Here is a 24598-nt window from a genome sequence, read left to right on the forward strand (position 1 = left end):
ACGGGTGATCACCACTCGCGCACGTCTGGCCCTGGCCGCCGGGGCAAGCGCGCGCTGGGCGTCGCGCGTCACCGGTCGCGGTGCCGGCGCCATGATCGGCGGTCTGGTCGCGATGACCCTAGACCGGTCGATATTGCGACAACTGGGGGCCGGCCGGCGCACGGTGATCGTCACCGGCACCAACGGCAAGTCCACGACCACCCGGATGACCGCGGCCGCCCTGGGCACCCTGGGAGCTGTGGCCACCAACGCCGAAGGCGCCAATATGGACGCCGGGCTGGTGGCGGCGCTGGCTGCAGATCGGCGGGCGGGCCTGGCAGCACTGGAAGTCGACGAAATGCACGTGCCGCACGTGTCGGATGCGATCGAGCCGACCGCCGTCGTGCTGCTCAACCTGTCCCGTGACCAGCTGGACCGGGTCGGCGAGATCAACGTCATCGAGCGCACCCTGCGGGCCGGCCTGGCTCGCCATCCGAATGCGGTCGTGGTCGCCAACTGTGACGACGTGCTGATGACCTCTGCCGCCTACGACAGCTCCAACGTCGTGTGGGTGGCCGCGGGCGGTTCCTGGGCGAACGACTCGGTGAGTTGCCCGCGCAGCGGCGAGGTGATCGTGCGCGAGCGGGCCCAGTGGTACTCCACAGGTGCCGACTTCAAGCGGCCCAGCCCGCAGTGGTGGTTCGACGACGAAACGCTGTTTGGACCCGGCGGAGTGGCCGTCCCGATGCGCCTGGCGCTACCGGGGGCGGTGAACCGCGGCAACGCGGCCCAGGCGGTGGCGGCCGCCGTCGCGCTGGGCGCCGACCCGGCCAAGGCGGTGGCCGCCGTCTGCCTGGTCGACGAAGTCGCCGGGCGCTACCGGACGGTCCGGATCGGCCCGCACCAGGCCCGAATCCTGCTGGCCAAGAACCCAGCCGGTTGGCAGGAAGCGCTGTCGATGGTGGACAAGCACGCCGACGGGGTGGTGATCGCGGTCAACGGCCAGGTGCCCGACGGCGAAGACTTGTCGTGGCTGTGGGACGTGCGGTTCGAAAACTTCGAGGACACCCGGGTGGTAGCTGCGGGCGAGCGAGGTACCGACCTCGCGGTACGGCTCGGGTACGCCGGCGTCGAGCACACCCTGGTACACGACACCGTGGCGGCCATCGAATCCTGCCCGCCCGGGCGGGTCGAGGTGCTGGCCAATTACACCGCTTTCCTGCAGCTGAACCGGAGGTTGGCGCGGCATGGCTGACTTGCGAGCGGACCCGGTGCGGATCGGCCTCGTGCTGCCCGACGTGATGGGCACCTACGGCGACGGCGGCAACGCGGTGGTGCTGCGGCAGCGGTTGCGGTTGCGCGGTATCGCGGCCGAGATCGTCGAGATCACGCTGGCCGATCCGGTTCCCGACTCGCTGGACCTCTACACGTTGGGTGGCGCGGAGGACTATGCGCAGCGATTGGCCACCCGGCATCTGTTGCAGTACCCGGGGCTGCAGCGGGCGGCCGACCGCGGTGCACCGGTGCTGGCCATCTGCGCCGCGGTCCAGGTGCTCGGGCACTGGTACGAAACCTCTTCGGGGGAGCGGGTGGAGGGCGTCGGGATGCTGGATGCGACGACCTCGCCGCAAGACAGTCGAACCATCGGCGAGCTGGTGTCCAAGCCGCTGCTACCCGGGTTGACGGAGCGGTTGACCGGTTTCGAGAACCACCGCGGCGGCACGGTGCTGGGATCGGCCGCGTCGCCGCTGGCCGCGGTCACCAAGGGCGCCGGCAACCGGGCCGGCGACGGTTTCGACGGCGTGGTGCAGGGCAGCGTGGTGGCGACGTATATGCACGGGCCGTGTCTGGCGCGCAACCCGGAGCTGGCCGACTATCTGCTGAGCAAGGTGGTGGGCGAGTTGGCGCCGCTGGAGCTGTCCGAGGTGGAGTTGTTGCGGCGCGAACGCCTCGGCGCGCGCTAGAGCCAGTCGCTCAAGCCCTCGAACGCCGGGCTGTTCGCCAACGCGGCATAGAGCGGGGTGTCCGCCGCCGCATGGCCGACCACCGGGGTGATCTGGGCTTCCAGCGCGATCGCGGATCCAGCCGCGGGCCCGACGCCAGCAGCACCTGCACTGCCGGCTGTCTCGGCCTGCAACGCGGCCCGATTGGCGGCGTCCACCGTCGAATACGACTGCGCGCCCGCCCTCAGCAGCTGCACGAACTGGTCGTGAAAGGCGCTGGCCTGCGCGCTCAGCTGCTGATATGCCTGGCCGTGCCAGCCGAACATCGCCGATATCGCCGCGGACACGCCGTCGGCGCCGGGCGCCGGCACCGCCATCGTCGGCGCTGCCACGAAGGCATTGGTCGACGAGAGGGTGGACCCGATCTCCGCGAGGTCCACCGATGCCGCTTCCAGCAACTCCGGTCGTGCGCTTACAAACGACATCTGTGCCCCTTCTGCTGCGTACCGCGCGGACGCCCGAGATGTACTTCGCTCGTCAGGCCCGAAGCGTTAGCAGTGAAGCGGCTCAGACCATGGCGCGGCGGCCGGTGAGCGCGCGACCCAGGGTCAGCTCATCGGCGAACTCCAGATCACCGCCCATCGGCAACCCGGACGCAATGCGCGTCACGGTCAGACCAGGAATGTCGCGCAGCATCCGGACCAGATAGGTCGCAGTCGCCTCGCCCTCGGTGTTGGGGTCGGTGGCGATGATCACCTCGGCGATGTCGACGTCGTCGACGCGCTCACCGATCCGGGTCAGCAGTTCGCGGATACGCAATTGTTCGGGCCCGATTCCCGACAGGGGATCGAGCGCACCCCCGAGGACGTGATACCGGCCGCGGAATTCGCGGGTGCGCTCGACGGCCTGGATGTCCTTCGGCTCCTCGACCACGCACACCAGCGAACCGTCCCTGCGCGGATCGGCGCAGATCCGGCATCGCTCGTCGTCGGACACGTTGCCGCACACAGCGCAGAACCGGACTCCGTCGCGGACCTTGGCGAGCACCGCCGTGAGCCGATCGATGTCCGGTGGTTCCACCGACAACAAGTGGAAAGCGATGCGTTGCGCGCTTTTGGGCCCGATGCCCGGCAACTTGCCGAGCTCGTCGATGAGATCCTGAACCGGTCCCTCAAACATTCCGAAGTTCAGACCCCCGGCACACCGGGCGGCGGTCCCGGAGGAGCCGGCGGGCGCATGCCACCGGCCAGCGCACCGAGGCGCTCCTGCGCCATCGCGGTGACCTGCCTGGATGCGTCGCCCATCGCGCCGACAATCAGGTCCTGCAGGGTCTCGATGTCATCGGTGTTGACGACCTTGGGGTCGATCGTGACGCCGACGACCTCACCACTGCCTTTGACTACGACCTTGACCAATCCTCCGCCGGCCTGACCATGCACCTCAGAGTTGGCCAATTGCTGCTGAGCTTCCAATAACTTCTGCTGCATCTGCTGCGCCTGCGCCAGCAGCTGCGACATATCGCCTCCGGGTTGCATGACAGTCCCCTCGCATCTTGGTCTCGAGTTGGTTTCGCCTGCGGTTGTCGGGCGATTCGAAACATTCAGCGTAGTCCGCGGCGCGTTACCTTGGCGCAGTGGACGTACGTCTAAGCCTGCGTGTCGGGATCGCCATGGTCATCGGGGTGCTCGTTGCAGCCGGGATGCCGCTGTTGCCGACCGCGGTCGCAGCGCCTGGGAGCCTCGCCGGAATGGTGGTGTTCATCGATCCCGGCCACAACGGCGCCAATGACGCGTCCATCGGTCGGCAGGTGCCCACCGGTCGCGGCGGCACCAAAGACTGCCAGGCCAGCGGCACGGCGACCAACAGCGGCTATCCGGAGCACACCTTCACCTGGGACACCGCGCTGCGCCTGCGCGCCGCGCTCAACGCACTGGGTGTGCGCACCGCCATGTCACGCGGCAACGACAACGCCCTGGGCCCGTGCGTCGACGAGCGCGCCAACATGGCCAACGCGATGCACCCCAACGCCGTCGTCAGCCTGCACGGCGACGGTGGGCCGGCGTCCGGACGGGGATTCCACGTCAACTACTCCGCCCCACCGCTGAACGCCGCCCAGGCCGGCCCGTCGGTGCAGTTCGCCCGCGTCATGCGTGACCAGCTGCAGGCCTCGGGCATCCCGCCCGCCAACTACATCGGCCAGGGCGGCCTCTACGGGCGCGCTGACCTGGCCGGGCTCAACCTGGCTCAGTACCCGTCGATACTCGTCGAACTGGGCAACATGAAGAACCCCGCGGACTCGGCGCTGATGGAGTCCGCGGAGGGCAGGCAGAAATACGCCGATGCGCTGGTGCGGGGCGTGGCCGGATTCCTGGCTACGCAGGGTCAGGCGCGCTAGCTTTCGATTTCCTTCTTCAGGTTGTCCAGCACTTCGCCCTGGATTTTCTTCAGCCCCAGCGGTGCGAACGTCTTCTCGAAGAATCCCTTGACGCCGCCGGCGCCGTTCCAGGTGGTCGTCAAGGTGACGCTGGACCCGGGCCCGGCGGGGGCCACCGTCCAGTTGATCACCATCGACGAATTCGCGTCCTTCTCGATGACGGTGTGACCCGCAACGTCGACGTTGACCTGCACATTGCGCACCCGCGACTCGGTCGCTTGCAGCCGCCACTTGGCGACGGTGCCCTGCCCCTGGCCGCCCTCGAGTACCTCGTACTCGCTGTACTGCCGGGAGAGGATCTTCGGGCGGACGGTTCTGTAGTCGGCAACCGCGTCGAGCACCTTGGCGGGCTCGACGTCGATCAAGACGGTGCTGGATGCTTTCACCTGTCCCATCAGGTGCACTCCTCTGCTGTGATAGGCGTTTGTCGAGGACCACGATATAGGTGGCCGGCGGCCGCATTGCGCCGTCAACCGTCGATGCGCCGCGCGCCCAACTCGTTCTGCAGTAGCTCGAGCGCGACCTCTTCGGGGTCACGGCGCGGCTGCGACGGGTCGCTGCGGCCGGCTTCGGCAAGCATGCTCTCCTCTTCGTCGCGCTGCGCCGAATCCGGCTCGGGCACTGGCTCTTCGACCTTCACCGGCACCGTACTGATGTCGGCAACGGCCGGAGGGCCGGTCTCGCAACGCACCCGCCAGTTCACCCCCAGGGCGTCCTTGAGTGCCTCGACGATGACGTCGGCGTTGCGTTGTTCGGACAGCCTCCTGGCCAGCGGGGCGGCCTCGTGCGTCAGCACCAGCGTGTTGTCCTCTACGGCTAAGACCGTTGCGCCGGAGAGCATCACCGCGGTGGTGCGGCTGCGTTCTCGGACCTTGTCGCGCACTGTCGGCCACATACTCCGTACCGCCGCCGCGTTGAGTTCGCCCGGGGCCGAAGCCGCGGGCGGCGGGACCGGCTCTGGCGCGGGCGCCGGGGGCGGCTCGGGCTTACGTTCCGGCACCGGAGCGGGGTCGGGCGCGCGCTCCGGGGCGGCCGGCCGCTGCATCGAGCGGCGCACGGGGACCGGGCGGGCGGGGGCCGCGGGCGCGGCCGGTTCTGATTCAGCGGCCGGGATGGACATGGCCAGCCGGGTCTCGATGCGTTCGACGCGCTGCAGCAGCGCGGACTCGGCATCGGATGCCGAGGGCAGCAGCAGTCGCGCGCACACCACTTCCAGCAGCAGGCGTGGGGCCGTCGCACCGCGCATCTCACCGAGGCCGGCCTGCACCACCTCGGCGTAGCGGGTCAGGGTGGCCGGGCCGATACGGGCCGCCTGCTCGCGCATCCGGTCGAGAATGTCCTCGGGCGCATCGACCACACCGCGCGACACCGCGTCGGGCACCGCCTGCAGCACGATGAGGTCGCGGAAGCGCTCCAGCAGATCGGTGGCGAAGCGCCGCGGGTCGTGGCCCGCGTCGATCACCGACTCGACCGCCCCGAACAAGGCCGCGGCGTCGCCGGCGGCGAGGGCGTCGACGGCGTCGTCGATCAGTGCCACGTCGGTCGCGCCGAGCAACCCCAGGGCGCGCTGGTAATGAACGCGGCCGCCATCCGAGCCGGCTACCAGCTGATCCAACACCGACAGGGTGTCGCGAGGCGAACCCCCGCCGGCACGGATGACCAGCGGATACACCGCCTCGTCGACGACCACGCCTTCCTGCTCGCAGATCCGGCCGATCAGCGCCCGCATGGTCCGCGGCGGCAACAGCCGGAACGGGTAGTGGTGGGTGCGCGAGCGGATTGTCGGGAGAACCTTCTCCGGTTCGGTGGTGGCGAAGATGAAGATGAGGTGCTCGGGCGGCTCCTCGACGATCTTGAGCAGCGCGTTGAAGCCCGCAGTGGTGACCATGTGCGCCTCGTCGACGATGAACACCCGGTAGCGGGACTGCGCCGGGGCGTAGAACGCGCGGTCGCGCAGTTCCCGGGTGTCGTCGACGCCGCCGTGGCTGGCCGCGTCGAGTTCGACGACGTCGATGCTGCCCGGCGCGTTGGGCGCCAGCGCCTGGCACGAGTCGCAGACACCGCACGGCGTGGGCGTCGGGCCCTGCTCGCAGTTCAGCGATCGCGCGAGGATGCGCGCCGAGGACGTCTTCCCGCAGCCGCGTGGCCCGGAGAACAGATAGGCGTGGTTGATCCGGCCCGCCTGCAGCGCGATGGACAGCGGCTCGGTGACGTGCTCCTGCCCCACCACTTCGGCGAAGGTTGCCGGTCGGTACTTGCGGTAGAGAGCCACGGTGAGCAGGCTACCGACGCCCGGTGACGATGCGCGCCCCGGAGGGCGCGAGGAGGAAGCGGGCCATCAAGCCCCGCCCGGTGACGATGCACGCCCCGCGGCTCAGCAGAGAGCGACGACGCTCAATCCGCTGATCACCGAAACCGTGTTGTTAGCGCGGTTGGCAACGTACACCGCGCCGGTGCAAGGGTCGACCGCCACACCCCACGGATTAGCACCGACTCCGATGGCGGCGGTGACGGTGTGAGTGACCGGGTCGATCACCGACACCGTGCCGCTACCGTAATTGCTGACGAAGGCATAGTGGCTGACCGGGCTGACCGGGCTGACCGGGCTGACCGGGCTGACCGGGCTGACCGCCACCGCAAGCGGTGACTGACCCACTCCGATCGGTGATCCCATGACGGGATTGCTGAATGAGTTGATCATCGAGACGGTGTTGTCGCTAAAGTTCGTAACGAAGACGTGGCCGATTGAGTCGGCAGCAACCCCAAAAGGATCGGTGCCGACACCGATCGGCGATCCGATCACGGTATTGCTGTTCGGTTCGATCACCGACACCGTGTCGCTTCCCTGGTTGGTGACATAGGCGTCGCCTCCCGGGTTGATCGCCATCCCTACCGGGGCGGAACCGACGCCAATGGTCGTCGTAACGGCATTCGAAGAAGGGTCGATAACCGAGACGGTATTGCTGCCGGAGTTGACCACATAACCGGCGGCACTGCTGCTAAAGGCGGGTAGCGGCAACCCCGGCGATCCAGGCGTGAACGGCGTCCCAGACTAAACCCAGGCCACACCCGAGGCGTTGATCCTGCGCCCTGGGCGGCGACCACCTGAATCCAAGTCCCACTTGCCCGCCGTGAGGACAGAGTGAAACCCGTCGGCTTGGAACACCTACCCGGAAATCACTGACACCGAGTTGCCGAAGCGGTTCGCGACATAAATCGCGCCGGTAGCGGGATTGACCGCGAGGCCGCCAGGCAACTCGCCGACGGTGATGGTGGCGGTGACGGCATTGGTGGCTGGGTTGATCACCGTAACGGCGTCGTTCCCTGTCGTGACGAAGACGAAACCGCTGGTCGGGCTGACGGCCACAAACCGGGGAAAGTCGCCAATCGCGATGGTCGCAGTGACAAGGTTGGTGGCGGGGTTGATCACCGACATGGTCTGGCTGGTGATGTTGGCAACGTAGATGTACCCGCTGGCCGGACTGATCGCCATCCCGCTAGGCGTATCGCCGACGCTGATGGGCGGACCAACCACCGAATTGGTGGCAGGATCAATCACTGAGACTGTGTCACTGTTGGAGTTGGCGACATAGACATTGCCAACCGGATTTACTGCCACCCCGGATGGAGTAATGCCGACGCCGATGGGCGGGCCGACCACCGAGTTGGTGGCGGGATTGATCACCGAGACCGTGCCGCTGCTGAGGTTGGTGACATACACATTGCCACCAGGCTTGATCGCCACCGCCGTTGGACTGTGTCCGACGCCGATGGGCGGACCGATGACGGTATTGGTGGCGGGGTCGATCACCGACACGGTGTCGCTCGACACGTTTGCGACGTAGATGTTGCCACCCGGAACAATTGCCAACCCGCGCGGAGAGACACCGACGCCGATGGGCGAACCGACCACGGTGTTTGTCACCGGATCGATCATCGCTACTGTCGCGTTGCCAGCGTTGGTGACGTAGACGTTGCCCCCCGGGTTGACCGCCACACCGGTCGGCGTAGCAAAGCCGCCTATCGTCGTCACGGTGCCACTGCTGCCGGCGGTGCCTCCCGTCCCGCCCACGCCACCGAACTGCCCGGCGGCCGCACCGCCGGTGCCACCGATCGCTCCGGCCGCGCTGAAACCGGCGGCACTCGCACCGCCCTGACCGCCGGTACCACCTCCTCCGCCGGAACCCCCGACACCTGTGACGCCCGCCAATCCCGCGGACCCGAACAATCCCGAACCGAGAATTCCAGCCGCGCCGCCCACACCACCCAACCCGGCGTCACCACCAACCCCGCCGGTGCCGCCGATCCCGCCGGCTACGCCCCACGTCGTGCTTGCTCCACCGACCCCACCGAAGCCACCGGACCCGCCGTTACCGCCGGCACCACCGGCGCCACCGACACCGAGCAGCCCCCAGCTGGACCCGCCGGCCCCACCCTGCCCCCCTATCCCGCCGGCGAAACCCACCCCGCCATTTCCGCCGGCGATGCCAGCACTGCCCACCATGAGGCTGGAACCGCCGGCTCCGCCTGAGCCTCCGGCTCCGCCTGAGCCTCCGGCCCCACCTACCCCCAGCCACAGCGCCCGACCGGCACCACCAGCCCCACCAGAGCCGCCGGCCCCGCCCACTCCTGTGGCACTGGCGCTGCCGGTCCCCCCGAAACCCCCGGCCCCGCCGGCCCCGGCTAACCACCCGCCGGCACCCCCCGTGCCGCCCGCTCCGCCGGCACCCCCACCGACGCCGGCCCCGCCGGCACCGCCGGCCCCCCCGTTGCCGAACAGACCCGCCGACCCACCGTTGCCGCCGGGCTGCCCTGGCGCCCCGGATCCGCCCGCACCACCGCTACCCCACAACAACCCGCCGTCCCCGCCGGCCTGTCCCGTCCCAGCCCCTCCGGGCGCCCCGTCACCGATCAACGGCCGCCCCAACAATGCAGTAGTCGGCGCATTGATCACTCCCAGCACGGACTGCTCCAGTGCCTGCAACGGCGACACACTGGCGGCTTCAGCACCCGCGTAAGCGGCCGCACTCGCGCGCAGCACCTGCACGAACCGCTCATGAACCTGCGCCGCCTGCGCGCCCAGCGCCTGAAACTCCGCCGCGTAGCGACCGAACAACGTTGAGACGGCCAACGACACCTCATCGACTGCCGCCGGCACCAACGCCACCGTGGGGGGCGCGGCGGACACTGAAGCCGACCGCACCGCCGCGCCGATCCTGTCCAAATCCGCCGACGTTACGGCCAGCGCCGCTGGGACGGTCGTCACATGGGTCGACATCACGCCTCCAACCACCACCCCGCGATCCCAAATCTTAGGACGGTGCGGCAGCCGAAACCAGCGATCTCGGCGTCAGAAAGCCGGCAAGCCCGGATCTCGTCAGGAACGCTCTAGATCAGTGCCATCATCCGGAGCGGGTTATCGGGGATCTTCGTGCCCGCCTCCGTCAGCAACGCACCCTCGACAGCGACCCTTGACGCTGCGTCCAGGGCGGAGGGTACTCATCTTGTGTCGCCGTGGGCGCAGGGCGACATCTGCGCGCGCCCAGTTACTTCATCTGCAATCAACACAATTGTGCGCGAGCGCAAATTCAGACGACCGATGGAATGGCGAACGTTCCCCCCGGGTGCGAACGCACGGCGCCTTCGCGGTAGTGGGCAAACCTGCGCCCGGGCGAAGTTGATTCTGCGTCCAGGGTGGCGGCCAAGTCGCACTGCTGCACCGTGAGCGCAGAGTCAATCGCTAGAGCAGTGACTCCGTCGCCGCCAGCAACGCACACGTCGACAGCCCGTCGACCGCGTCGCGCAGGTCCGGTAGCGACGGGAAGGATGGGGCGATCCTGATGTTCTTGTCCTCCGGGTCCTTGCGGTACGGGAACGACGCGCCCGCTTCGGTGACCGCGATGCCGGCGTCCTTGGCCAGCGCGACGGTGCGGCGCGCCGTGCCGGGCAGCACGTCCAGGCTGACGAAGTAGCCGCCCTTGGGGTCGGTCCACGAGGCAATCTTGGATTCGCCGAGCCGCTGCGCCAGAATCTCGGCCACCAGCGCGAACTTCGGCGCCAGGATTTGCTGATGGCGCCGCATGTGCAGGCGCACCCCGTCGGCATCGCCGAAGAAGCGCAGGTGCCGCAGTTGGTTGACCTTATCCGGCCCGATCGACCTCTTGGCGGCGTACTGCAGGTACCAGGCGATGTTTCCCAGCGATCCGCCGAAGAAGGACACGCCTGCGCCGGCGAAGGTGATCTTGGAGGTAGAGGCGAAGATGTACGGCCGGTTGGGGTTGCCGGCCTTGGTAGCCAGGCCCAGCACGTCCACCTGCCGAACGAAGTCGTGCGTGAGCGTGTGCACCGCATAGGCGTTGTCCCAGAACAGCCGGAAGTCCGGCGCCGCGGTCTTCATCTGCACCAGCCGCCGCACGGTCTCCCAGGAGTAGGTGATCCCGGTGGGGTTGCCGAACACCGGAACCGTCCACATCCCCTTGATCGCGGGGTCCGCTGCGACCAGTTCCTCGATCAGGTCGACGTCCGGGCCATCCTCGAGCATCGGGACCGGGATCATTTCGATGCCCATCGTCTCGGTGATAGAGAAGTGCCGGTCGTAGCCGGGCACGGGGCACAGGAACTTGACGGCCGGCTCATCTTTCCAGGGCCGTGGCGAGTCCACGCCGCCGTGCAGCATGGAGAAGACGACCGCGTCGTGCATGAACTCCAGGCTGGCGTTGTTGCCCGCGATCAGGTTCTGCACCGGCAGGCCGAGCAGCTCGGCGAAGATCTCGCGGAGGCCGGGTAGCCCGTGCAGGCCGCCGTAGTTGCGGGTATCGGCGCCCTCCGGGTCCCGGAAGTCATCGCCGGGCAGGGTCAGCAACGGGTTGGACAGGTCGAGCTGCTCGGGGGACGGTTTTCCGCGCGTGAGGTCCAAAGACAGCTTCTTGGCCTGCAGGTCCGCATATTCCTGCTGGTGGCGCGCGTGCAGAGCCGCGAGCTCCGCAGGGCTGAGGGAGTCGAACGACACCAGGGACCCTTCCCCTCGAAAACGCATTTCACGCGTGGGCACAAAGGGGACCCCGCGCACCCGACAGAGCCCATTGACCCTTGCTGCCTTCCGGCCCTGGGGGAGTTCACAGGATAGACGCCGCGCGGGGTCCACCGGCGAGTGTAGTACCTGGCTTTCTCGACGCGGCGGCGGCCGCGAGAACACCCGGCCCGCATCAGCAGTTACCATGACCACGGAGGATTCGCCTAGTGGCCTATGGCGCTCGCCTGGAACGCGGGTTGGGTTAACAGCCCTCGCGGGTTCAAATCCCGCATCCTCCGCTGTACGGTCTGCCGTTTGACCAGGACCGATGCCGGAACCGACGATCGGGCCCGGTCAACGTTCGGCGGCTCGAGTCGACCAGCTTGAGGGAGTGGTATGGGGCGCAAGGTCGCCATCTTGTGGCACGCATTGTTCACGATCGGCGCCGGCGTCCTCTTCTTCTATTTCGTCTTGCCGCGGTGGCCCGAGTTGATGGGCGAAATCGGCAGTGGGCCGGGGATGACGCTGCGTATCGTGACCGGTGCCCTGCTCGGGCTGGCCGCTTTGCCGGTGGTGTTTACCCTGCTGCGCACCCGCAAGCCGGAACTGGCGACGCCGCAGCTGGCACTGACCATCAGGATCTGCTCGATCGTGGCCCACGTACTCGCCGGGGTACTGATCATCGGCACCGCGATCAGCGAGCACTGGTTCAGCCTGGACACCGCCGGTCAGTGGCTGTTCGCGATCTACGGGGCTGCTGCCGCGATCGGCGTGCTTGGGTTCCTTGCGTTCTACCTGTCGTTCGTCGCTGAGCTGCCCCCGCCGCCGCCGAAACCGATCAAGCCGAAGAAGGTCAAGGAGCGCCGGGCCCGCAGCAAGAAGCGCGGGAAGGCCGTCGAGGCTGTCGACGAGGACGACGAAGGCACCGACGACGAAGAAGACGAAGAAGACGAGGCCGTCGAAGACACGGACGAAGCCGCCGACACCGACGAGACCGCGGAAACGGAAAAGACCGAGGACGCCGAGACCGAGGACGCCGAGACCGAGGACGCCGAGACCGAGGAAGCCCCCGCGGAAGTCAGTGCGGAAACCGGCGACGAGGCTGCCGCAGAGGCTGCTACGGACGACGAGGCCAGCGCGGAAACCGTCGAAGCGCCGGCCCCCACGTCCGAAAAGACCGTGGAAACGTCGGCGCGGCTTCGCAACCGCCGTCCCACCGGCAAGACTTCGCATCGCCGGCGGCGCACCCGAGGCGGCGTCGCGGTCGAGGAGTAGTTCCTCACCGGCGACGCAAGCGCTCCACATAGTCGGCAATGCCCCGCAACGTCCGCGGGGCTCCCCAGATCTCGCGGACCTCACCGTCGATGTCGGCAGCGGCACGAATGCGGGCCAGCGCCGGACCGCGCAGCTGAAATTTCGTGTGGCCATACGCCTGCGGCGGAATAGCGGCGAGGTCGGTTGCCTCCGCAACGGCCGCGCCGAGCACGTCATCGGCGACGACGCGGTGGGCCAAACCTCTGGCGACGGCGTCATCACCGCGGTAGTTGCGTGCGCCCAGCACGACTTCCTCGGCGTGGTCACCGCAGGCATAGCGGATGACTTCGAGCGCAGCGACCGGAAACGCCACTCCGACCCGAACCTCGGCCGCCCCGATCTGCGCCTCGGGGCTGGCCAGGCGCCAGTCGCAGGCGCACGCCAGCACGCAGCCGCCGGCAATCGCGGCGCCGTTGATCGCGGCCACCGTCGGGCCTGGATAGCCGAACACCGCCTCGAACGCGTCGGACAGCGCCGGCACCAGCCGATCGGTATACGCCGACCCACCCTCGACCACGCGGTTGAGGTCGACCCCGGCGGAGAACACCTTTCCGCCGCCGGTGATGACCAGCGCTTCGCCACCTGATTGCGCCAGCCGCGCGACCACCTCGGTCAGTTCGCCGAGAAGGTCGACATCGAGAGCATTCACCCGACCCGACGACAGGGTTAGCACGTGGACAGAACCTGTGGCTTTGACGTCGATCACAGTCCCTACTACACCAGGATCCCTGGGATATCGGGGCAATGGCCGGTGGCACACCCGGTGATAGCCGCCTGCGATCGCGCCAAGGCGTGCCGCGGCGCCACCATAATTGGGATCGGTAGCGCGAGCGACGATCTGTACTTCTGCCATGACGACGCCATTGGGGCGGCGCATTACGGAAGGAAGTCCAGTGAAGCGTGTAATCGCGGTGGCGATCGGAACCCTTGGCTGCGCGTCGGCGCTGGTCGGCTGCTCCAGCGGCGGCCACAGTGCCAGCCCGGCTTCGGGCGGCCCGGCCAGCGTGGCCACCAACGGTGGGGCCGGTACCGAGGTCAAGGTCGGCGGCTCGGACCTGCCCGGTTTGAACCCCTCCTCGGTGACCTGCGTCAAGCAGGGCGGCAAGATCAACATCGGCAGTGGTTCGACCGGCGGCCAGCAGGCCCTAGCCGTGGTCATGGCCGACGGCAACCCGCCCACGGTTGAGTCGCTGGCCATGGTCGTCGACGGCAACGCCTTGTCGGTCGCGGACAACATGGGCTCCAAGGTGGGGTCGGCCAAGGTGTCGGTAGACGGCAAGACCTACACCATCACCGGTCAGGCCGAGGGCGCCGACCTAAAGAACCCGATGGCCGGGATGATCACCAAGGACTTCAACATCAAGGTCTCGTGCGGCTGATCCGGGGTGGTTCGGCACGGCGGGCATGCACTGCATGTCCGCCGTTCCGGATTGGCCGGCCGATCCAGACTTATGATGCAGCCGTGTCGATCTCCGACGACCTCGAACGTGCCCTTGCACAGGCCCACGGCCTGGCGCTCGCGGCCGACGAGGACGCCTCGCGAGACCTGCTGCTGTCGCTGATGCCGCGCATCGAGCAGGCGGATCGCGACGACCTGGCCCTGGAGGTCTTTGCTCAGCTCGGTGCGATCTACCTGGCCCGGGGCGCGAATGAAGGCGTGCGCGAATGCATTCGGCGCATTCATGAACCGTTGGCCATTTACCGGAGCATTCTGGCCGGTAGCTCCCCGCAGGCGGCCGAGCAGGTGCACATGCCGCACCACGAGATCGAGCGGATGATCTGCCGTTACTCGCGGCGCGCACAGTTCCTACAGATCGGTCTGGCCGCGGCAGAGGGTCGGCACGAGGAGGCCGGGCCCGTCTGGATGTGCTGGCCGAACCGCGAACCGAGTTCCCCGACCTCGCCGAGGAAGGTGGTGCTCTGCTCACCCACGCCCGGGTGCTGTGCGCGACGGCACTGTGCGACGACGACCTGCATGTGCAGTCCGTTGCGTTGTGGAAGCAGGTGCTCGACATTCCGCACCGGGCCGGCGCCGCTGCCGAATACGCCGATCACATCTGGGTTATGGCGGCCACCCACTACGGTCGATTCTGCGTCGAAACCGGGCGTCTGTCCGAGGCCGAGCCCTGGCTGCGCCGCGCGGGCGCGCGGGCGGAGGCCAAAGGCTGGGAATTGGCTGCCGCTCGAACACAATTGGAACGCGCCGCAGCCGCCTGGTCGATCGGTGACCACGTCGGTACCGAGCAGCTCGCGTCGGAGGCCTACCAGGTGATCAGCCGCTACGCGCGGGCACACGACGTCTCACGCTGCTGGCTATACCTGGGTCTGACCCGGCTGGCCGGTGGCGCACTGGAAGAAGCCGACCGCTGCTGGGAACAGGCCGAACGGCACTGGCGCGAACTGGGTAAACCCTTGTATCTGCACCGTATCTTGTTGCAGCGCAGTTGGATCGCTATCTTCTGGGGCCGGTTCGCCGACGCGGTCGAGCTGATCGCCCAGGCTCGCGAGTTGCTCGACTCCTCCCCGCGCAGTAGCTGGCTGCAGTACGCCCTGCTCGACAACCACCTCGGAACGGTGTGGCGCGCCGATGCGCTGTCTGACCTGGGATTCGACGGTTCGGGCGACCCCGACGAGTCGCTGCAGGAAACCGAGGCCCGGCAGGCCGAGGCGCTGGGACTGCTGCGCGGCGAGGTGGGCACCGCGGAATACCGGCGCGCCATGGCTAAATTGGAGCAGGCCGCCGAACTCAAGATACCCGCGGCTCTGGCCGTCGACTCGGTGCGCTATTCGATCGCCGATGCTGATGCGCGATCACGTTGGGCGGCAAGCATTTCGGCACCCATCCTGGCGAGCGCCTTCGCGGTTTCCTGGGAATGGGAGAATACCCAGCTGGTCAGTGAATTGGTCGAATACCACAGCGCGCGCGGAACTTTCAACAACGAAAAGCCACAGCGCCGAGTCGGTGAATGGGAGTCGACGGCTGCCGCAACCGCATTCGTCGACGCCGGTGACGAACTCGCACCGGCGACCGCGGCGGCCGGACCGTCGGCGCCAGACACTGCTTCCCTGACCACACTCGGGCCGCTGCCTCCACTGCAGATGCAACCCGGGACGGGGCCGATCATGAGCCACTACCGCGAACTGGCGCTACAACGGTACGGCCGTGCGGTCACCGCGTCCGAGCCGGCCTGGGCCACCTGGCCGTGAGCGATCCGGACCGGCAGACTCTGGTGCTGCGGTACGCCGACGTCGGAATCGCCACCTACGCGAGCCTGTGGGTGGTCGAAGATCCGACCCGCACCGTCAATTGGCTGGTGGAGGAGCCGATGCTGTTGGCGGCACTGGAAGAACTCACCGGCGCACTCCCCGAGCCGTACGGGGACGAGAGCCGCCGGGACGCCATCGAAAGATCCCTGTCGCGGGGAGGGTTCGCCAGCCCGGAAACCGAGCTGACCACCGCCTACATTCTCGGCGTGCTGCTGATCGGCGAGGCCGGGTGGAAATTGCTGGCGGAGTGCGTCGCATCGCCGCGGCCGACGCTGTTCGTCTCCCCCAGCGCGCGCCTGGCCCGGGTGCCCTGGGGGCTGCTGGCGCTACCGAAGTCCGGTCCTGGCAAAGAGGAACTGGTGCGGGCCCGCCAAGAGGCGATCACCGCCAGCGGCCGGGTCGCCGCCCGCATCCCCTGGCAACTGGCGGACATCCGGGAACATACGGACGGCCATCGGTTGATGGAGTTGGCCGATGTGTTGCTGGCGGTGCCGCAGAACATCGTTCATGCACCGCGCACCGCCGACCGGTGGGACGCCAGACGGGACGGCCCCCCGATCCTTGTCCTCGATCCGAGGGTGCCGGGACAGCGGCCGGATTCGGCACTGGGCTCGGTGCTCGGCAGACCCTCGGAGCACACGCCACTGGCGCGGTACTTCGCCGAGGTGATGCAGCGGCGCGCGGTGCTACCGGCCGTCGCCAGTTCGGTCGAGCTTTTCCGGCGCCCGGACGCTGACCGAACGTGGCTGGCGGGCGCGCTGGCACAGCGTCCGAGCCGGCTTGTCTACGTCGGACATGCCAGCTCCGCCGATGGCGACTCGGCCCAGGCCGACCGGGCCGCACTGCATCTCGCGTGCACCGCGGCCGCACCCGGCGACGCGGAGGCCATCGGGAATCATCGCCCCCTGACCGCATCGGATCTGATGTCGCTGCGGTTGCCGATGCCACCCCGAGTGGCCCTGCTGGCGTGTGCGTCCGGCGGTGATTACCAGTTCGACGAGGCGACCGGGCTGGTGGCGGCGATGATCCTGGGCGGAGCGCAGCTGGTGACCGCCACCCTCTGGTCGCTGCCCACCACCGCGGCGTATCGGCAATTCACCACGGTCCCAGACGATTCCGATCCCATGGCCGAGGCGGCGAGCGCAGTCGACGCCGCGCACGAAGAACCCGACGCAGGATGTGCCGTCAATCGTTGGCAGCGCGCGCAAATGCGCCGCTGGCGCGGCGGCGACACCAGTGCCAGCCCGTTGTTCTGGGCGGCGCTGGTGACCTTCGCCGTAGATGGCGCGCGGTGAGCTCAGGCCAGCTCCGACCCCGATGCCCGCACGGCCAGCACGTCGTCGGGCAGCGAAAGCTGCTCGCGGGCAGCGGGATCGAAGGCTACCAGCATGACTAGTCCCGGGCGTAGGGCAGACAGGTCCGCGTCGGCCTCATCGTGCATCAACCGGCCGATGAAGCTGTCGCCGTGCACGCTGGAGACTTCGATCCAGATCTGGCGTTCTCCGCCAACGGCTTCCGGCTGTTCGTCGACCACGGTGCGCACCGTGCCCACCCCGACGGCGAGGCCGTCCGCACCGCGCCCGGCAGCGCAGGCGGTCCGGCCGACCACCACGGCGGCGATACCCGCAACGGCAAGACCGGTCATGGCCATCCACATGTTCATGCGACCAGCTTCAAGTGTCTACGGCGCTACCGAACCCAACTTTTCGGGTACCGGGTTTTTTACCGGTGCCCCTATCCTGTGGTGATGAGCGCCGATCCGCAGGCACCGCCTGCCACCTACAGCCGTGCGACGGGCCAACCCCGCCGCGCGGTGATCGATCGGGCGTGGCAGGCAATCGGTCCCGGTGTCGAGGTGTTGAGCAGCGACGACGGCGGTCCCCTGACCCGTACCGTCAAGCGCATCATCGATCCGCTGGTTCTGCGACTGCGCTCCAACCCGCAATATTCCGCACCGGTGGTCGGCGGCGACATCGCGGCCGAGATGCACGACCTGATCGTCGGGAACGCCAGCCAATTACGTTTCGCCGCAGCCTGGTTCGAAGTGCTCAAACTCGAGCGCCGCAGGTTGCGGATCCGCAGCGGCAACGCCCAGGAGCTGTACTTCCCGGTGTGCTTCGAGCTCGCGGTGACCAAAGGCGCACCCACACCGCAGGATCGCGAGGCCGCCGCCGCGGTGCTGCACGAGATACACCAGGGCCGGGACCGCACCGCAATCGAGGTACTCAACGACTACATCGCCGAGCCGGGCGTCGTAGCGACCCTGACGGCGCAACTCGAGGCCAGCTGGGCCGACGTCCGGCCCGAAACCGTTGTGCTGGAACCGTTGCTCGCGGCGCTGACCACGGTGCTCGGCCCGGCCCGGAGCCACACCGCGGCCACCGCCCGCCAACGGGTGTGGTCTGCGGTGATCGCCGACCCCACGCCGTTCAACCTGGGGACCCTGGTCCGGGTCGACGACGCGCAGCCGCCGTGGTCGATCGTCGAACTCGGCTTGAGTTCCGTTGCCCCGCAACGCCCTCCGCCGGTGTCCGGCGGTGCCGATGGTGACCGCCCGTTGGATCGCACCGTGGTGGATCGGGTGCGTTCCACACTGCGGCGCGCCCTGGACCGCGACGCATTGCCCGACGTTCCACTGCTGTGCGAGGAGGAAGTCGACCGGGCCTGCGCGCCGTGGGGGCTGCTGGCCGAGGACAAGCAGGCGACGTTGGTCACCGGGATCGAGGTAGCCGGCGAACTCGCGCCGTTGGACCGGTCGGCCACCAACCACTACGCATTGGCCGCCCAGATCCAGGCACGACTGCGCAAGGAGGCCTACGTGCTGCATGCGCGGCGGTATCTGGCCGAGGGCGGACCGATCCATCCGCGGCAACAGCAGGTGGTCGACGACCTGGCGCGGTATCGGCAGCCGTATCTAAGCCGGCTGTGGGCGCGGTTACACGGGCGCGATGTCTGGCAGGAGCCCTGCCAGGACGTCGACGACGTGCGGTCGCTGCTGGAGGGTGTCGCCAGGTCGGTCAGCCTCGACCACCGGCAACGAATCAAGTCGATGCTGGAATTGCAGGTGGCCGGATGAGACTGGTGGAAGACGTCGAGCAGCCCCTGCCCCTGGTCGCGGTGCTGGAAGTCAGCGGCGCCGTGCTGTCCTGGATCATCGACAGCCCGGCTGACCCGGCCGACGCCGCCAACATCACCTTCACCGATCCCTCCCGCGCCGACTGGCTGTGGCGGCTCACCGGCGAGTCCGGCCACGTCGCGCTGCTGTCGGCGGTCGAAGACCCGCATCAAGGAGTCGCCGGTTTCGACATCGCCGCCGGGACGGTGGCCCCGCTGCACCGCCTCGCGCTCGGACACTGGCTGCGGCGGTGGTGGCCGGCCAGTCTGCGGGACGGCATCCCCGCCCTCGACCGGGCCCTGCTCGACGTCGAGGTGGCTCTGCTCACGGTGCGCGCACAGGCTTACTTCACCGACGACACCCTGGATTCCGATGTGACCCAACTGCTCGCGCCGCACGCCGCCGCTCTGATCGGTCACGCACGAACCGGTGACGGACGGATACGTGAACTGGTGCGGGCCGGCGCCGAGCTCGCCGACGAAGTCGGCCTGGACGGCGCGGACTGGACGGAGCTGTCGGACGCGGCGGCGGATTCGAACCTGGCTCCGACCATGCCGACCGGGTACCGCGACGACTACGCGTTGGCCGCGGGTGCGCAGCCCGACCCTCGATCGCACGCCGCGATCGGACGGGGCGTCGCATCGATCAACTGGGGGGCGGTGCCGCCGGGCATCTTCGACGCGGCCGAGGACACGGTCGATTGGAGCGTCGAGGCAGCCGGTCCGGCCGTCGTCGCCGTGGTGCGCGCGGCTGTCATCGGCCCACACCCGGCCACCGACATCGCGGTGCGGGTGCGGTCCGGCGACGTCACCGGCGCCGCCGCCCTAGACCCCGGCGGTCGGGCCGCCGTCCCCCTGATCGACGCCCGGCGCGGCGTCCTGACGGAATCGGCCGCCTGGAACCACGATTGGCCGGCGACCTCGGTAGTCGTCGGGGCCCCGGTGGCGGCGACGAGCGAACCCCGGGAAGCCCGGGACCGGGTCCGCGCCTGGGTGCGGGCACGGCTGGACCAACCGCCGCCCGATGCCTACCTTGCCGAAGTACTGGCCAGCGAGTCCTCCTATTGAGACTCAGCCCTCCTTACCTATGCTGAGCGAGTGCCCAACAAATATCGCGTCGTGCAATGGACGACCGGCAATGTCGGAAAGAGTTCCCTGCGGTCGATCGTCGCCAATCCCCGGTTCGAGCTGGTCGGATGCTATGCGTGGTCGCCGGAGAAGGCCGGCCGTGACGCCGGTGAGTTGGTCGGTATCGATCCCATCGGGGTGTCCGCCACCAGCGATGCCGAGGCGTTGTTGGCACTGAAACCGGACTGCGTGGTCTACAACCCGATGTGGATCGACGTCGACGAACTGGTCCGCATCCTGTCCGCGGGTGTGAACGTGGTGACGACGGCGTCGTTCATCACCGGACACAACCTGGGCGACGGCCGCGATCGCATCGCCCAGGCCTGCCAGGAGGGCGGCTCGACGATGTTCGGCTCCGGTGTCAGCCCCGGCTTCGCCGAGTTGTTGGCCATCGTGTCGGCAGTGGTGTGCAATCGCGTCGACAAGGTCACCGTCAGCGAGGCCGCCGACACCACCTTCTACGACTCACCGGACACCGAGCGACCGGTGGGCTTCGGCCAGCCGATCGACCACCCCGAACTGGCGCAGATGGCCGAGAAGGGCACCGCCATCTTCGGCGAAGCGGTCCGCCTGGTGGCCGACGCGCTCGGTGTCGACCTCGACGAGATCCGGTGCGTTCCCGAATTCGCCCAGACCACAGCCGATCTCGAGATGGCATCATGGACCATTGCGGCGGGATGCGTCGCCGGCGTCTACATCAGCTGGCGGGGCATCGTCGCCGGGCGAACAGTCATCGACCTCAACGTGCGCTGGCGCAAGGGGCAGACACTGGACCCCGACTGGAAGATCGACCAGGACGGCTGGGTGATCCAGATCGACGGGCAGCCGACGGTGACCACCAAGGTCGGCTTCCTTCCGCCCCCGTACTTCCAGGCCACGACGCTGGCCGAGTTCATGGCACTCGGCCACATCATGACGGCGATGCCCGCGATCAACGCCATCCCGGCCGTGGTTGCGGCGGCCCCCGGCATCGTCACCTACGCCGACCTCCCGCTGACCCTGCCGCGCGGCAACGTGCCGACCGGCTGAGCATAAAGCCGCCGGTCAGCGGGTATCCGTTGGCCATGTCTACGAACAACCGGAACAACCGATTGAGCAACACCGCCCAGTACTGGGGTGGGCGAGCCAAGGAAGCCCTCGGCCGGCTCTCCGGGAACCGCCGCACCCGGTACGAAGGCAAGCTGGACCAGGCCAAGGCGAACGTCAAGGACGCCGGCCTGGACGTCCGGAAGGCGTTTCGGCGTCGCCGGGCGCGGTACTGAGGGTTTTAGCACCCGGCGCAGTCGGGTACATCCCTGCAGTCAGCCAAGAAGCGAACGAAGGAGCCGGGCATGAGCGCCGAAGACAAGATCAAGAACAAGATTGAAGACCTGGGCGGCAAGGCGAAAGAGGGCGTCGGCAAGGCCACTGGTGACCGCAGCACCGAGAACGAGGGCAAGTTCGACCAGGCCAAGTCCAGCCTGAAGGATGCCGGCGAAAAGGTGAAGGACGCCTTCAAGAAGTAGCACGCAGCGGAAATCGTTGCGAGCCAACAAACCCAGGCTGCCCGGTGCAATCGTCCGATGTTGTGCGGGGCAGCCTGGGGTTTGATTGAGAAGTCAAATTATGGTTATCCCTCTGCTGATGAAGCAACATATCGTGCGATCCGCTCGACGGCTTGTCGTGGCCGCCGGAATTGCAGTCACGGCGAGTACGTCTGCGCTGCTTAGTATTCCATCTCCGGCCGCCTCAGCCGAACCATGCCCGGACGTCGAGGTGGTATTCGCCCGGGGCAGCGGGGAACCGCCCGGCGTCGGTGGCGTCGGACAGTCCTTCGTCGACTCGCTGCGTCCGGACATCGGCGCGAGATCACTTGGTGTCTATGCCGTCAACTACCCCGCCAGCACCGACTTCGGTAGCAGCGATTTCCCGCTGACCGTCATCGACGGGATTCGTGACGCGGGGTCGCACATCCAATCGATGGCGTCGAGCTGCCCCAACACCAAAGAAGTGCTGGGCGGTTACTCGCAGGGCGCCGCGGTGGCGGGCTACGTCACCTCAGCGGCCGTGCCGCCGGGTGTGCCTGCCGGGGCGGTTCCCAAGCCGCTGGCGCCGGAAATTGCAAATCATGTTGCGGCAGTGGCACTGTTCGGTACGCCCTCGCCGCAATTCCTGAGCCAGTACAACGCCCCGCAGATCGCCATCGGCCCGCTGTATCAGCCCAAGACGATCGAGCTGTGTGCCGACGGCGACACCATCTGCAACGGCGGCGGCACTACCCCCACTTTTGCGCACACCACTTATCCGGTGAACGGGATGACCGGACAGGCAGCCGACTTCGCCGCGGGCCGCCTCTAACCCCCCGACGCGCCACCGGCTGACCGGGCATTGGAGAATCGCAGCATGCGTGTTCTGGTAACCGGTGGAACCGGGTTTGTGGGCGGTTGGACGGCCAAGGCCATCGCCGATGCGGGTCACTCTGTCCGCTTCCTGGTGCGAACACCGGCAAAACTGAAGACGTCGGTGGGCGCGCTCGGTGTCGACGTCTCGGACTACGTGGCAGGCGACATCAAAGACCGAGAATCCGTGCGCGAGGCGCTGACCGGGTGCGACGCCGTTGTGCACAGCGCGGCTCTGGTGGCCACCGATCCTCGTCAGACTCCGGAGATGCTGAGCACCAACATGCACGGTGCCGGCAACGTGCTCGGCCAGGCCGTGCAGTTGGGACTCGACCCGATCATCCACGTCTCGAGTTTCACCGCGCTGTTCCATCCCGACCTGGACATGCTGACCGCCGATCTGCCGGTAGTGGGCGGCACGGACGGCTACGGAACCTCCAAAGCGCAGGTGGAGATCTATGCCCGCGGTCTGCAGGACGCCGGTGCGCCCGTGACCATCACCTACCCGGGGATGGTGCTCGGGCCGCCGGTGGGCGACCAGTTCGGCGAGGCCGGCGAGGGCGTGAAGGCAGCGCTGCAAATGCACACCATCCCCGGACGCAATGCCGCCTGGTTGATCGTCGACGCGCGCGATCTCGCCGCCCTGCATGTGGCCCTACTGGAACCGGGGCGCGGGCCGCGCCGGTACATGGCGGGCGGGCACCGGGTCCCGGTGACCGAGCTCGCCAGAATGCTGGGCCAGGTCGCCGACACCCCGATGGTCGCCATTCCTATCCCCGACACCGTCCTGCGGGTAGCCGGGTCGGTGCTCGATCTCGCGGGACCCTATCTGCCGTTCGACAATCCGTTCACCGGAGCCGGCATGCAGTACTACACACAGATGCCGAAGTCGGACGATTCGCCGAGTGAGCAGGAGCTGGGCCTGACCTACCGGGACGCGCGCGACACGGTGGCCGACACCGTCGCCGCGTTCCGGGCGATCACCAGCTAGCCTGCCCGCCCTCACGGCGTTAGCAAGATTTTCACCTGGTCGCCCGACCGCGATCCCGCAATCGTGTAGCCCTCCGCGGCGGCAGCCAAGGGCATGGTGGTGGTGCAGATGCCCTCGACGTCGAGCCGACCGGATGCGAGCAAGGGGATCAATTCCGGCCAGGTGCGCTGCACCGGCGCGGTAGTCAACCGCAGCGTGATGCTGCGTAACAAGCAGGGCAGGGCGGGCAGCGGAAATGGCTGCAGATCATGCAATCCGACCACTGAGACGGTGCCCGCGGTGCGGACCGCGTTGATCGCATCGGTCATCGACGCGTCGGTGCCGACGGCGTCGATCACCGAATCCGCGCCACGGCCGCCGGTGGCGGCAATGATGGCCTCGGCAGCCGGCGACGGGATCGGTATACCACCCCACGCGGCGGCGCGCTGCAGTCGCCCCTGCACCCGGTCGACAGCGAAAACCGTTGCCGCGCCCTGCGCTAACGCGCAACGCAACGCGCACAGTCCGACCGCTCCCAGGCCGATCACCGCCACGGTGCCACCGAACGGGATGTCGGCCCGCCGAGCCGCCGCCCATCCGGTGGCGAGATTGTCGGTGAGCAGCACCGCCTGTTCGGTGGATATTGCCGCGGGAATCTTGAGCAATTGGAAGTCGGCGGCTGGCACGGCGAGCAGGTCGGCTTGCGCGCCGCCCAGCACTCCGGAGCCGAAGATCCGCAGGCCCGCCGAGCAGGTCACCGGGTCGCGCGTGGCGCAGCCCGGGCAGGTGCCACAGCCGGCCACCGACGACACCATCACCCGGTCCCCGACCCGGACGGAGTGCACATCCGGTCCCACCTCGACGACGGTGCCGACCGCCTCGTGGCCGAGGGCCACCGACCCGGGTACCGGGATTTCACCGTCGTAGAAGTGCAGATCGGATCCGCAGATACCGGCCGCCGTCACGGCGACAATCGCACCGTCGGGTCCGGGAAGGGCCGGATCGGGCCGTGTTTCGACCCTAATGCTGCGCGGCCCGTCGACGATCACCGCACGCATG

Annotated in this window: 24 protein-coding genes, 1 tRNA gene, 1 other RNA gene and 1 pseudogene; 15 read left to right on the forward strand and 12 right to left on the reverse strand. The window is 68.1% G+C overall.

Features of this window, described 5'->3' with window-relative positions; all coding sequences use genetic code 11:
- Positions 1 to 4: 4 nt before the first annotated feature.
- On the forward strand, positions 5 to 1234 hold the full coding sequence (locus JX552_RS29295; RefSeq protein WP_205875297.1) for a Mur ligase family protein: 1230 nt from the start codon (positions 5 to 7) through the stop codon (positions 1232 to 1234).
- Positions 1227 to 1943, forward strand: coding sequence for a type 1 glutamine amidotransferase (locus JX552_RS29300; protein ID WP_205875298.1), 717 nt, complete (start codon positions 1227 to 1229; stop codon positions 1941 to 1943). The genes JX552_RS29295 and JX552_RS29300 overlap by 8 nt, the downstream gene beginning before the upstream one ends.
- Here the strand turns inward: JX552_RS29300 and JX552_RS29305 are convergent.
- From JX552_RS29305 to JX552_RS29315, 3 genes are all read right to left on the reverse strand, one after another.
- Complete coding sequence (locus JX552_RS29305; RefSeq protein ID WP_205875299.1) at positions 1940 to 2407, reverse strand: PE family protein; 468 nt, start codon at positions 2405 to 2407, stop codon at positions 1940 to 1942. The two genes, JX552_RS29300 and JX552_RS29305, sit on opposite strands and share 4 nt — an antisense overlap.
- A gap of 82 nt (positions 2408 to 2489) precedes the next feature.
- Positions 2490 to 3101: a recombination mediator RecR gene (recR, locus tag JX552_RS29310; protein WP_069432948.1), complete on the reverse strand. Its 612-nt coding sequence runs from the start codon at positions 3099 to 3101 to the stop codon at positions 2490 to 2492.
- 8 nt (positions 3102 to 3109) lie between these two features.
- Positions 3110 to 3457: a YbaB/EbfC family nucleoid-associated protein gene (locus JX552_RS29315; protein ID WP_083271033.1), complete on the reverse strand. Its 348-nt coding sequence runs from the start codon at positions 3455 to 3457 to the stop codon at positions 3110 to 3112.
- A 98-nt stretch (positions 3458 to 3555) separates the two neighbouring features.
- Here JX552_RS29315 and JX552_RS29320 point away from each other — a divergent pair, with 98 nt between their 5' ends.
- Complete coding sequence (locus JX552_RS29320; protein ID WP_205875300.1) at positions 3556 to 4317, forward strand: Rv3717 family N-acetylmuramoyl-L-alanine amidase; 762 nt, start codon at positions 3556 to 3558, stop codon at positions 4315 to 4317.
- Here the strand turns inward: JX552_RS29320 and JX552_RS29325 are convergent.
- The 6 genes from JX552_RS29325 to ffs form a co-directional block, all read right to left on the reverse strand.
- Entirely contained in the window at positions 4314 to 4751 is a 438-nt protein-coding gene (locus JX552_RS29325) for an SRPBCC family protein (RefSeq protein ID WP_205875301.1), read from the reverse strand. The genes JX552_RS29320 and JX552_RS29325 overlap by 4 nt on opposite strands.
- A gap of 74 nt (positions 4752 to 4825) precedes the next feature.
- The gene (locus JX552_RS29330; RefSeq protein WP_205875302.1) at positions 4826 to 6628 is read right to left on the reverse strand and encodes a DNA polymerase III subunits gamma/tau; all 1803 of its coding nucleotides are present in this window, start codon (positions 6626 to 6628) and stop codon (positions 4826 to 4828) included.
- Between the two features lie 102 nt (positions 6629 to 6730).
- A complete protein-coding gene (locus tag JX552_RS29335) occupies positions 6731 to 7375 on the reverse strand; it encodes a YncE family protein (protein WP_205875303.1) in 645 nt (214 codons plus the stop codon).
- A gap of 147 nt (positions 7376 to 7522) precedes the next feature.
- Positions 7523 to 9634: a PE-PGRS family protein gene (locus JX552_RS33570; RefSeq protein ID WP_205875304.1), complete on the reverse strand. Its 2112-nt coding sequence runs from the start codon at positions 9632 to 9634 to the stop codon at positions 7523 to 7525.
- Positions 9635 to 10096: 462 nt separating this feature from the next.
- Positions 10097 to 11365 (reverse strand): aspartate aminotransferase type Ic, encoded by a 1269-nt coding sequence (locus JX552_RS29345; RefSeq protein ID WP_205875305.1) that lies wholly within the window; start codon positions 11363 to 11365, stop codon positions 10097 to 10099.
- A 41-nt stretch (positions 11366 to 11406) separates the two neighbouring features.
- An RNA gene (gene ffs / locus JX552_RS29350) (signal recognition particle sRNA small type) lies at positions 11407 to 11501 on the reverse strand.
- Between the two features lie 80 nt (positions 11502 to 11581).
- Between ffs and JX552_RS29355 the strand changes: the two genes are divergently transcribed.
- Both JX552_RS29355 and lucA read left to right on the forward strand, forming a co-directional pair.
- A tRNA-Ser gene (locus JX552_RS29355) sits at positions 11582 to 11667 on the forward strand.
- Positions 11668 to 11764: 97 nt separating this feature from the next.
- Positions 11765 to 12643 carry a lipid uptake coordinator LucA gene (lucA, locus tag JX552_RS29360; RefSeq protein WP_205875306.1) on the forward strand — a complete coding sequence of 293 codons (879 nt, stop codon included), beginning with the start codon at positions 11765 to 11767 and terminating at the stop codon, positions 12641 to 12643.
- 4 nt (positions 12644 to 12647) lie between these two features.
- On the opposite strand, the gene JX552_RS29365 is transcribed toward lucA, so the two are convergent.
- Complete coding sequence (locus JX552_RS29365; protein ID WP_241010766.1) at positions 12648 to 13535, reverse strand: enoyl-CoA hydratase/isomerase family protein; 888 nt, start codon at positions 13533 to 13535, stop codon at positions 12648 to 12650.
- Between the two features lie 40 nt (positions 13536 to 13575).
- Here JX552_RS29365 and JX552_RS29370 point away from each other — a divergent pair, with 40 nt between their 5' ends.
- The 3 genes and pseudogenes from JX552_RS29370 (at position 13576) to JX552_RS29380 (ending at position 17244) form a co-directional block, all read left to right on the forward strand.
- Positions 13576 to 14061 (forward strand): lipoprotein LpqH, encoded by a 486-nt coding sequence (locus JX552_RS29370; RefSeq protein ID WP_241010767.1) that lies wholly within the window; start codon positions 13576 to 13578, stop codon positions 14059 to 14061.
- Between the two features lie 83 nt (positions 14062 to 14144).
- Positions 14145 to 15889 (forward strand): annotated as a pseudogene (locus JX552_RS29375) (ATP-binding protein).
- Positions 15886 to 17244 (forward strand): CHAT domain-containing protein, encoded by a 1359-nt coding sequence (locus tag JX552_RS29380; protein WP_205875309.1) that lies wholly within the window; start codon positions 15886 to 15888, stop codon positions 17242 to 17244. The pseudogene JX552_RS29375 and the gene JX552_RS29380 overlap by 4 nt, the downstream one beginning before the upstream one ends.
- A 2-nt stretch (positions 17245 to 17246) precedes the next feature.
- Here the strand turns inward: JX552_RS29380 and JX552_RS29385 are convergent, their stop codons facing one another.
- Positions 17247 to 17612 (reverse strand): hypothetical protein, encoded by a 366-nt coding sequence (locus tag JX552_RS29385; RefSeq protein ID WP_241010768.1) that lies wholly within the window; start codon positions 17610 to 17612, stop codon positions 17247 to 17249.
- A gap of 84 nt (positions 17613 to 17696) precedes the next feature.
- On the opposite strand from JX552_RS29385, the gene JX552_RS29390 reads away from it, so the two are divergent.
- From JX552_RS29390 to JX552_RS29420, 7 genes are all read left to right on the forward strand, one after another.
- Positions 17697 to 19025 carry a hypothetical protein gene (locus tag JX552_RS29390; RefSeq protein ID WP_205875310.1) on the forward strand — a complete coding sequence of 443 codons (1329 nt, stop codon included), beginning with the start codon at positions 17697 to 17699 and terminating at the stop codon, positions 19023 to 19025.
- Positions 19022 to 20131, forward strand: a complete 1110-nt coding sequence (locus JX552_RS29395) for a hypothetical protein (RefSeq protein ID WP_205875311.1) — start codon at positions 19022 to 19024, stop codon at positions 20129 to 20131. Before JX552_RS29390 ends, JX552_RS29395 begins: the two co-directional genes overlap by 4 nt.
- A gap of 30 nt (positions 20132 to 20161) precedes the next feature.
- The gene (locus JX552_RS29400; RefSeq protein WP_205875312.1) at positions 20162 to 21220 is read left to right on the forward strand and encodes an NAD(P)H-dependent amine dehydrogenase family protein; all 1059 of its coding nucleotides are present in this window, start codon (positions 20162 to 20164) and stop codon (positions 21218 to 21220) included.
- Positions 21221 to 21255: 35 nt separating this feature from the next.
- On the forward strand, positions 21256 to 21453 hold the full coding sequence (locus JX552_RS29405) for a CsbD family protein (protein WP_205875313.1): 198 nt from the start codon (positions 21256 to 21258) through the stop codon (positions 21451 to 21453).
- A gap of 69 nt (positions 21454 to 21522) precedes the next feature.
- Complete coding sequence (locus JX552_RS29410; protein WP_055580265.1) at positions 21523 to 21696, forward strand: CsbD family protein; 174 nt, start codon at positions 21523 to 21525, stop codon at positions 21694 to 21696.
- A gap of 118 nt (positions 21697 to 21814) precedes the next feature.
- Positions 21815 to 22528 (forward strand): cutinase family protein, encoded by a 714-nt coding sequence (locus tag JX552_RS29415; protein ID WP_205875314.1) that lies wholly within the window; start codon positions 21815 to 21817, stop codon positions 22526 to 22528.
- Positions 22529 to 22573: 45 nt separating this feature from the next.
- Positions 22574 to 23560: an NAD-dependent epimerase/dehydratase family protein gene (locus tag JX552_RS29420; RefSeq protein WP_205875315.1), complete on the forward strand. Its 987-nt coding sequence runs from the start codon at positions 22574 to 22576 to the stop codon at positions 23558 to 23560.
- An 11-nt stretch (positions 23561 to 23571) separates the two neighbouring features.
- Here the strand turns inward: JX552_RS29420 and JX552_RS29425 are convergent, their stop codons facing one another.
- Positions 23572 to 24597, reverse strand: a complete 1026-nt coding sequence (locus JX552_RS29425; protein ID WP_205875316.1) for an alcohol dehydrogenase catalytic domain-containing protein — start codon at positions 24595 to 24597, stop codon at positions 23572 to 23574.
- Position 24598: the final 1 nt, after the last annotated feature.

The sequence above is a fragment of the Mycobacterium gordonae genome (genome assembly GCF_017086405.1).
GTDB lineage: Bacteria > Actinomycetota > Actinomycetes > Mycobacteriales > Mycobacteriaceae > Mycobacterium > Mycobacterium gordonae_D.

Coding starts and splice junctions, on each gene's coding strand:
- JX552_RS29385 (WP_241010768.1), bottom strand. CDS start 17,612: ATGAACATGTGGATGGCCATGACCGGTCTTGCCGTTGCGGGTATCGCC.
- JX552_RS29415 (WP_205875314.1), top strand. CDS start 21,815: ATGAAGCAACATATCGTGCGATCCGCTCGACGGCTTGTCGTGGCCGCC.
- JX552_RS29395 (WP_205875311.1), top strand. CDS start 19,022: ATGAGACTGGTGGAAGACGTCGAGCAGCCCCTGCCCCTGGTCGCGGTG.
- JX552_RS29420 (WP_205875315.1), top strand. CDS start 22,574: ATGCGTGTTCTGGTAACCGGTGGAACCGGGTTTGTGGGCGGTTGGACG.
- JX552_RS29405 (WP_205875313.1), top strand. CDS start 21,256: ATGTCTACGAACAACCGGAACAACCGATTGAGCAACACCGCCCAGTAC.
- recR (WP_069432948.1), bottom strand. CDS start 3,101: ATGTTTGAGGGACCGGTTCAGGATCTCATCGACGAGCTCGGCAAGTTG.
- JX552_RS29365 (WP_241010766.1), bottom strand. CDS start 13,535: ATGGCAGAAGTACAGATCGTCGCTCGCGCTACCGATCCCAATTATGGT.
- JX552_RS29390 (WP_205875310.1), top strand. CDS start 17,697: ATGAGCGCCGATCCGCAGGCACCGCCTGCCACCTACAGCCGTGCGACG.
- JX552_RS29425 (WP_205875316.1), bottom strand. CDS start 24,597: ATGCGTGCGGTGATCGTCGACGGGCCGCGCAGCATTAGGGTCGAAACA.
- lucA (WP_205875306.1), top strand. CDS start 11,765: ATGGGGCGCAAGGTCGCCATCTTGTGGCACGCATTGTTCACGATCGGC.
- JX552_RS29325 (WP_205875301.1), bottom strand. CDS start 4,751: ATGGGACAGGTGAAAGCATCCAGCACCGTCTTGATCGACGTCGAGCCC.
- JX552_RS29315 (WP_083271033.1), bottom strand. CDS start 3,457: ATGCAACCCGGAGGCGATATGTCGCAGCTGCTGGCGCAGGCGCAGCAG.
- JX552_RS29305 (WP_205875299.1), bottom strand. CDS start 2,407: ATGTCGTTTGTAAGCGCACGACCGGAGTTGCTGGAAGCGGCATCGGTG.
- JX552_RS33570 (WP_205875304.1), bottom strand. CDS start 9,634: ATGTCGACCCATGTGACGACCGTCCCAGCGGCGCTGGCCGTAACGTCG.
- JX552_RS29410 (WP_055580265.1), top strand. CDS start 21,523: ATGAGCGCCGAAGACAAGATCAAGAACAAGATTGAAGACCTGGGCGGC.
- JX552_RS29300 (WP_205875298.1), top strand. CDS start 1,227: ATGGCTGACTTGCGAGCGGACCCGGTGCGGATCGGCCTCGTGCTGCCC.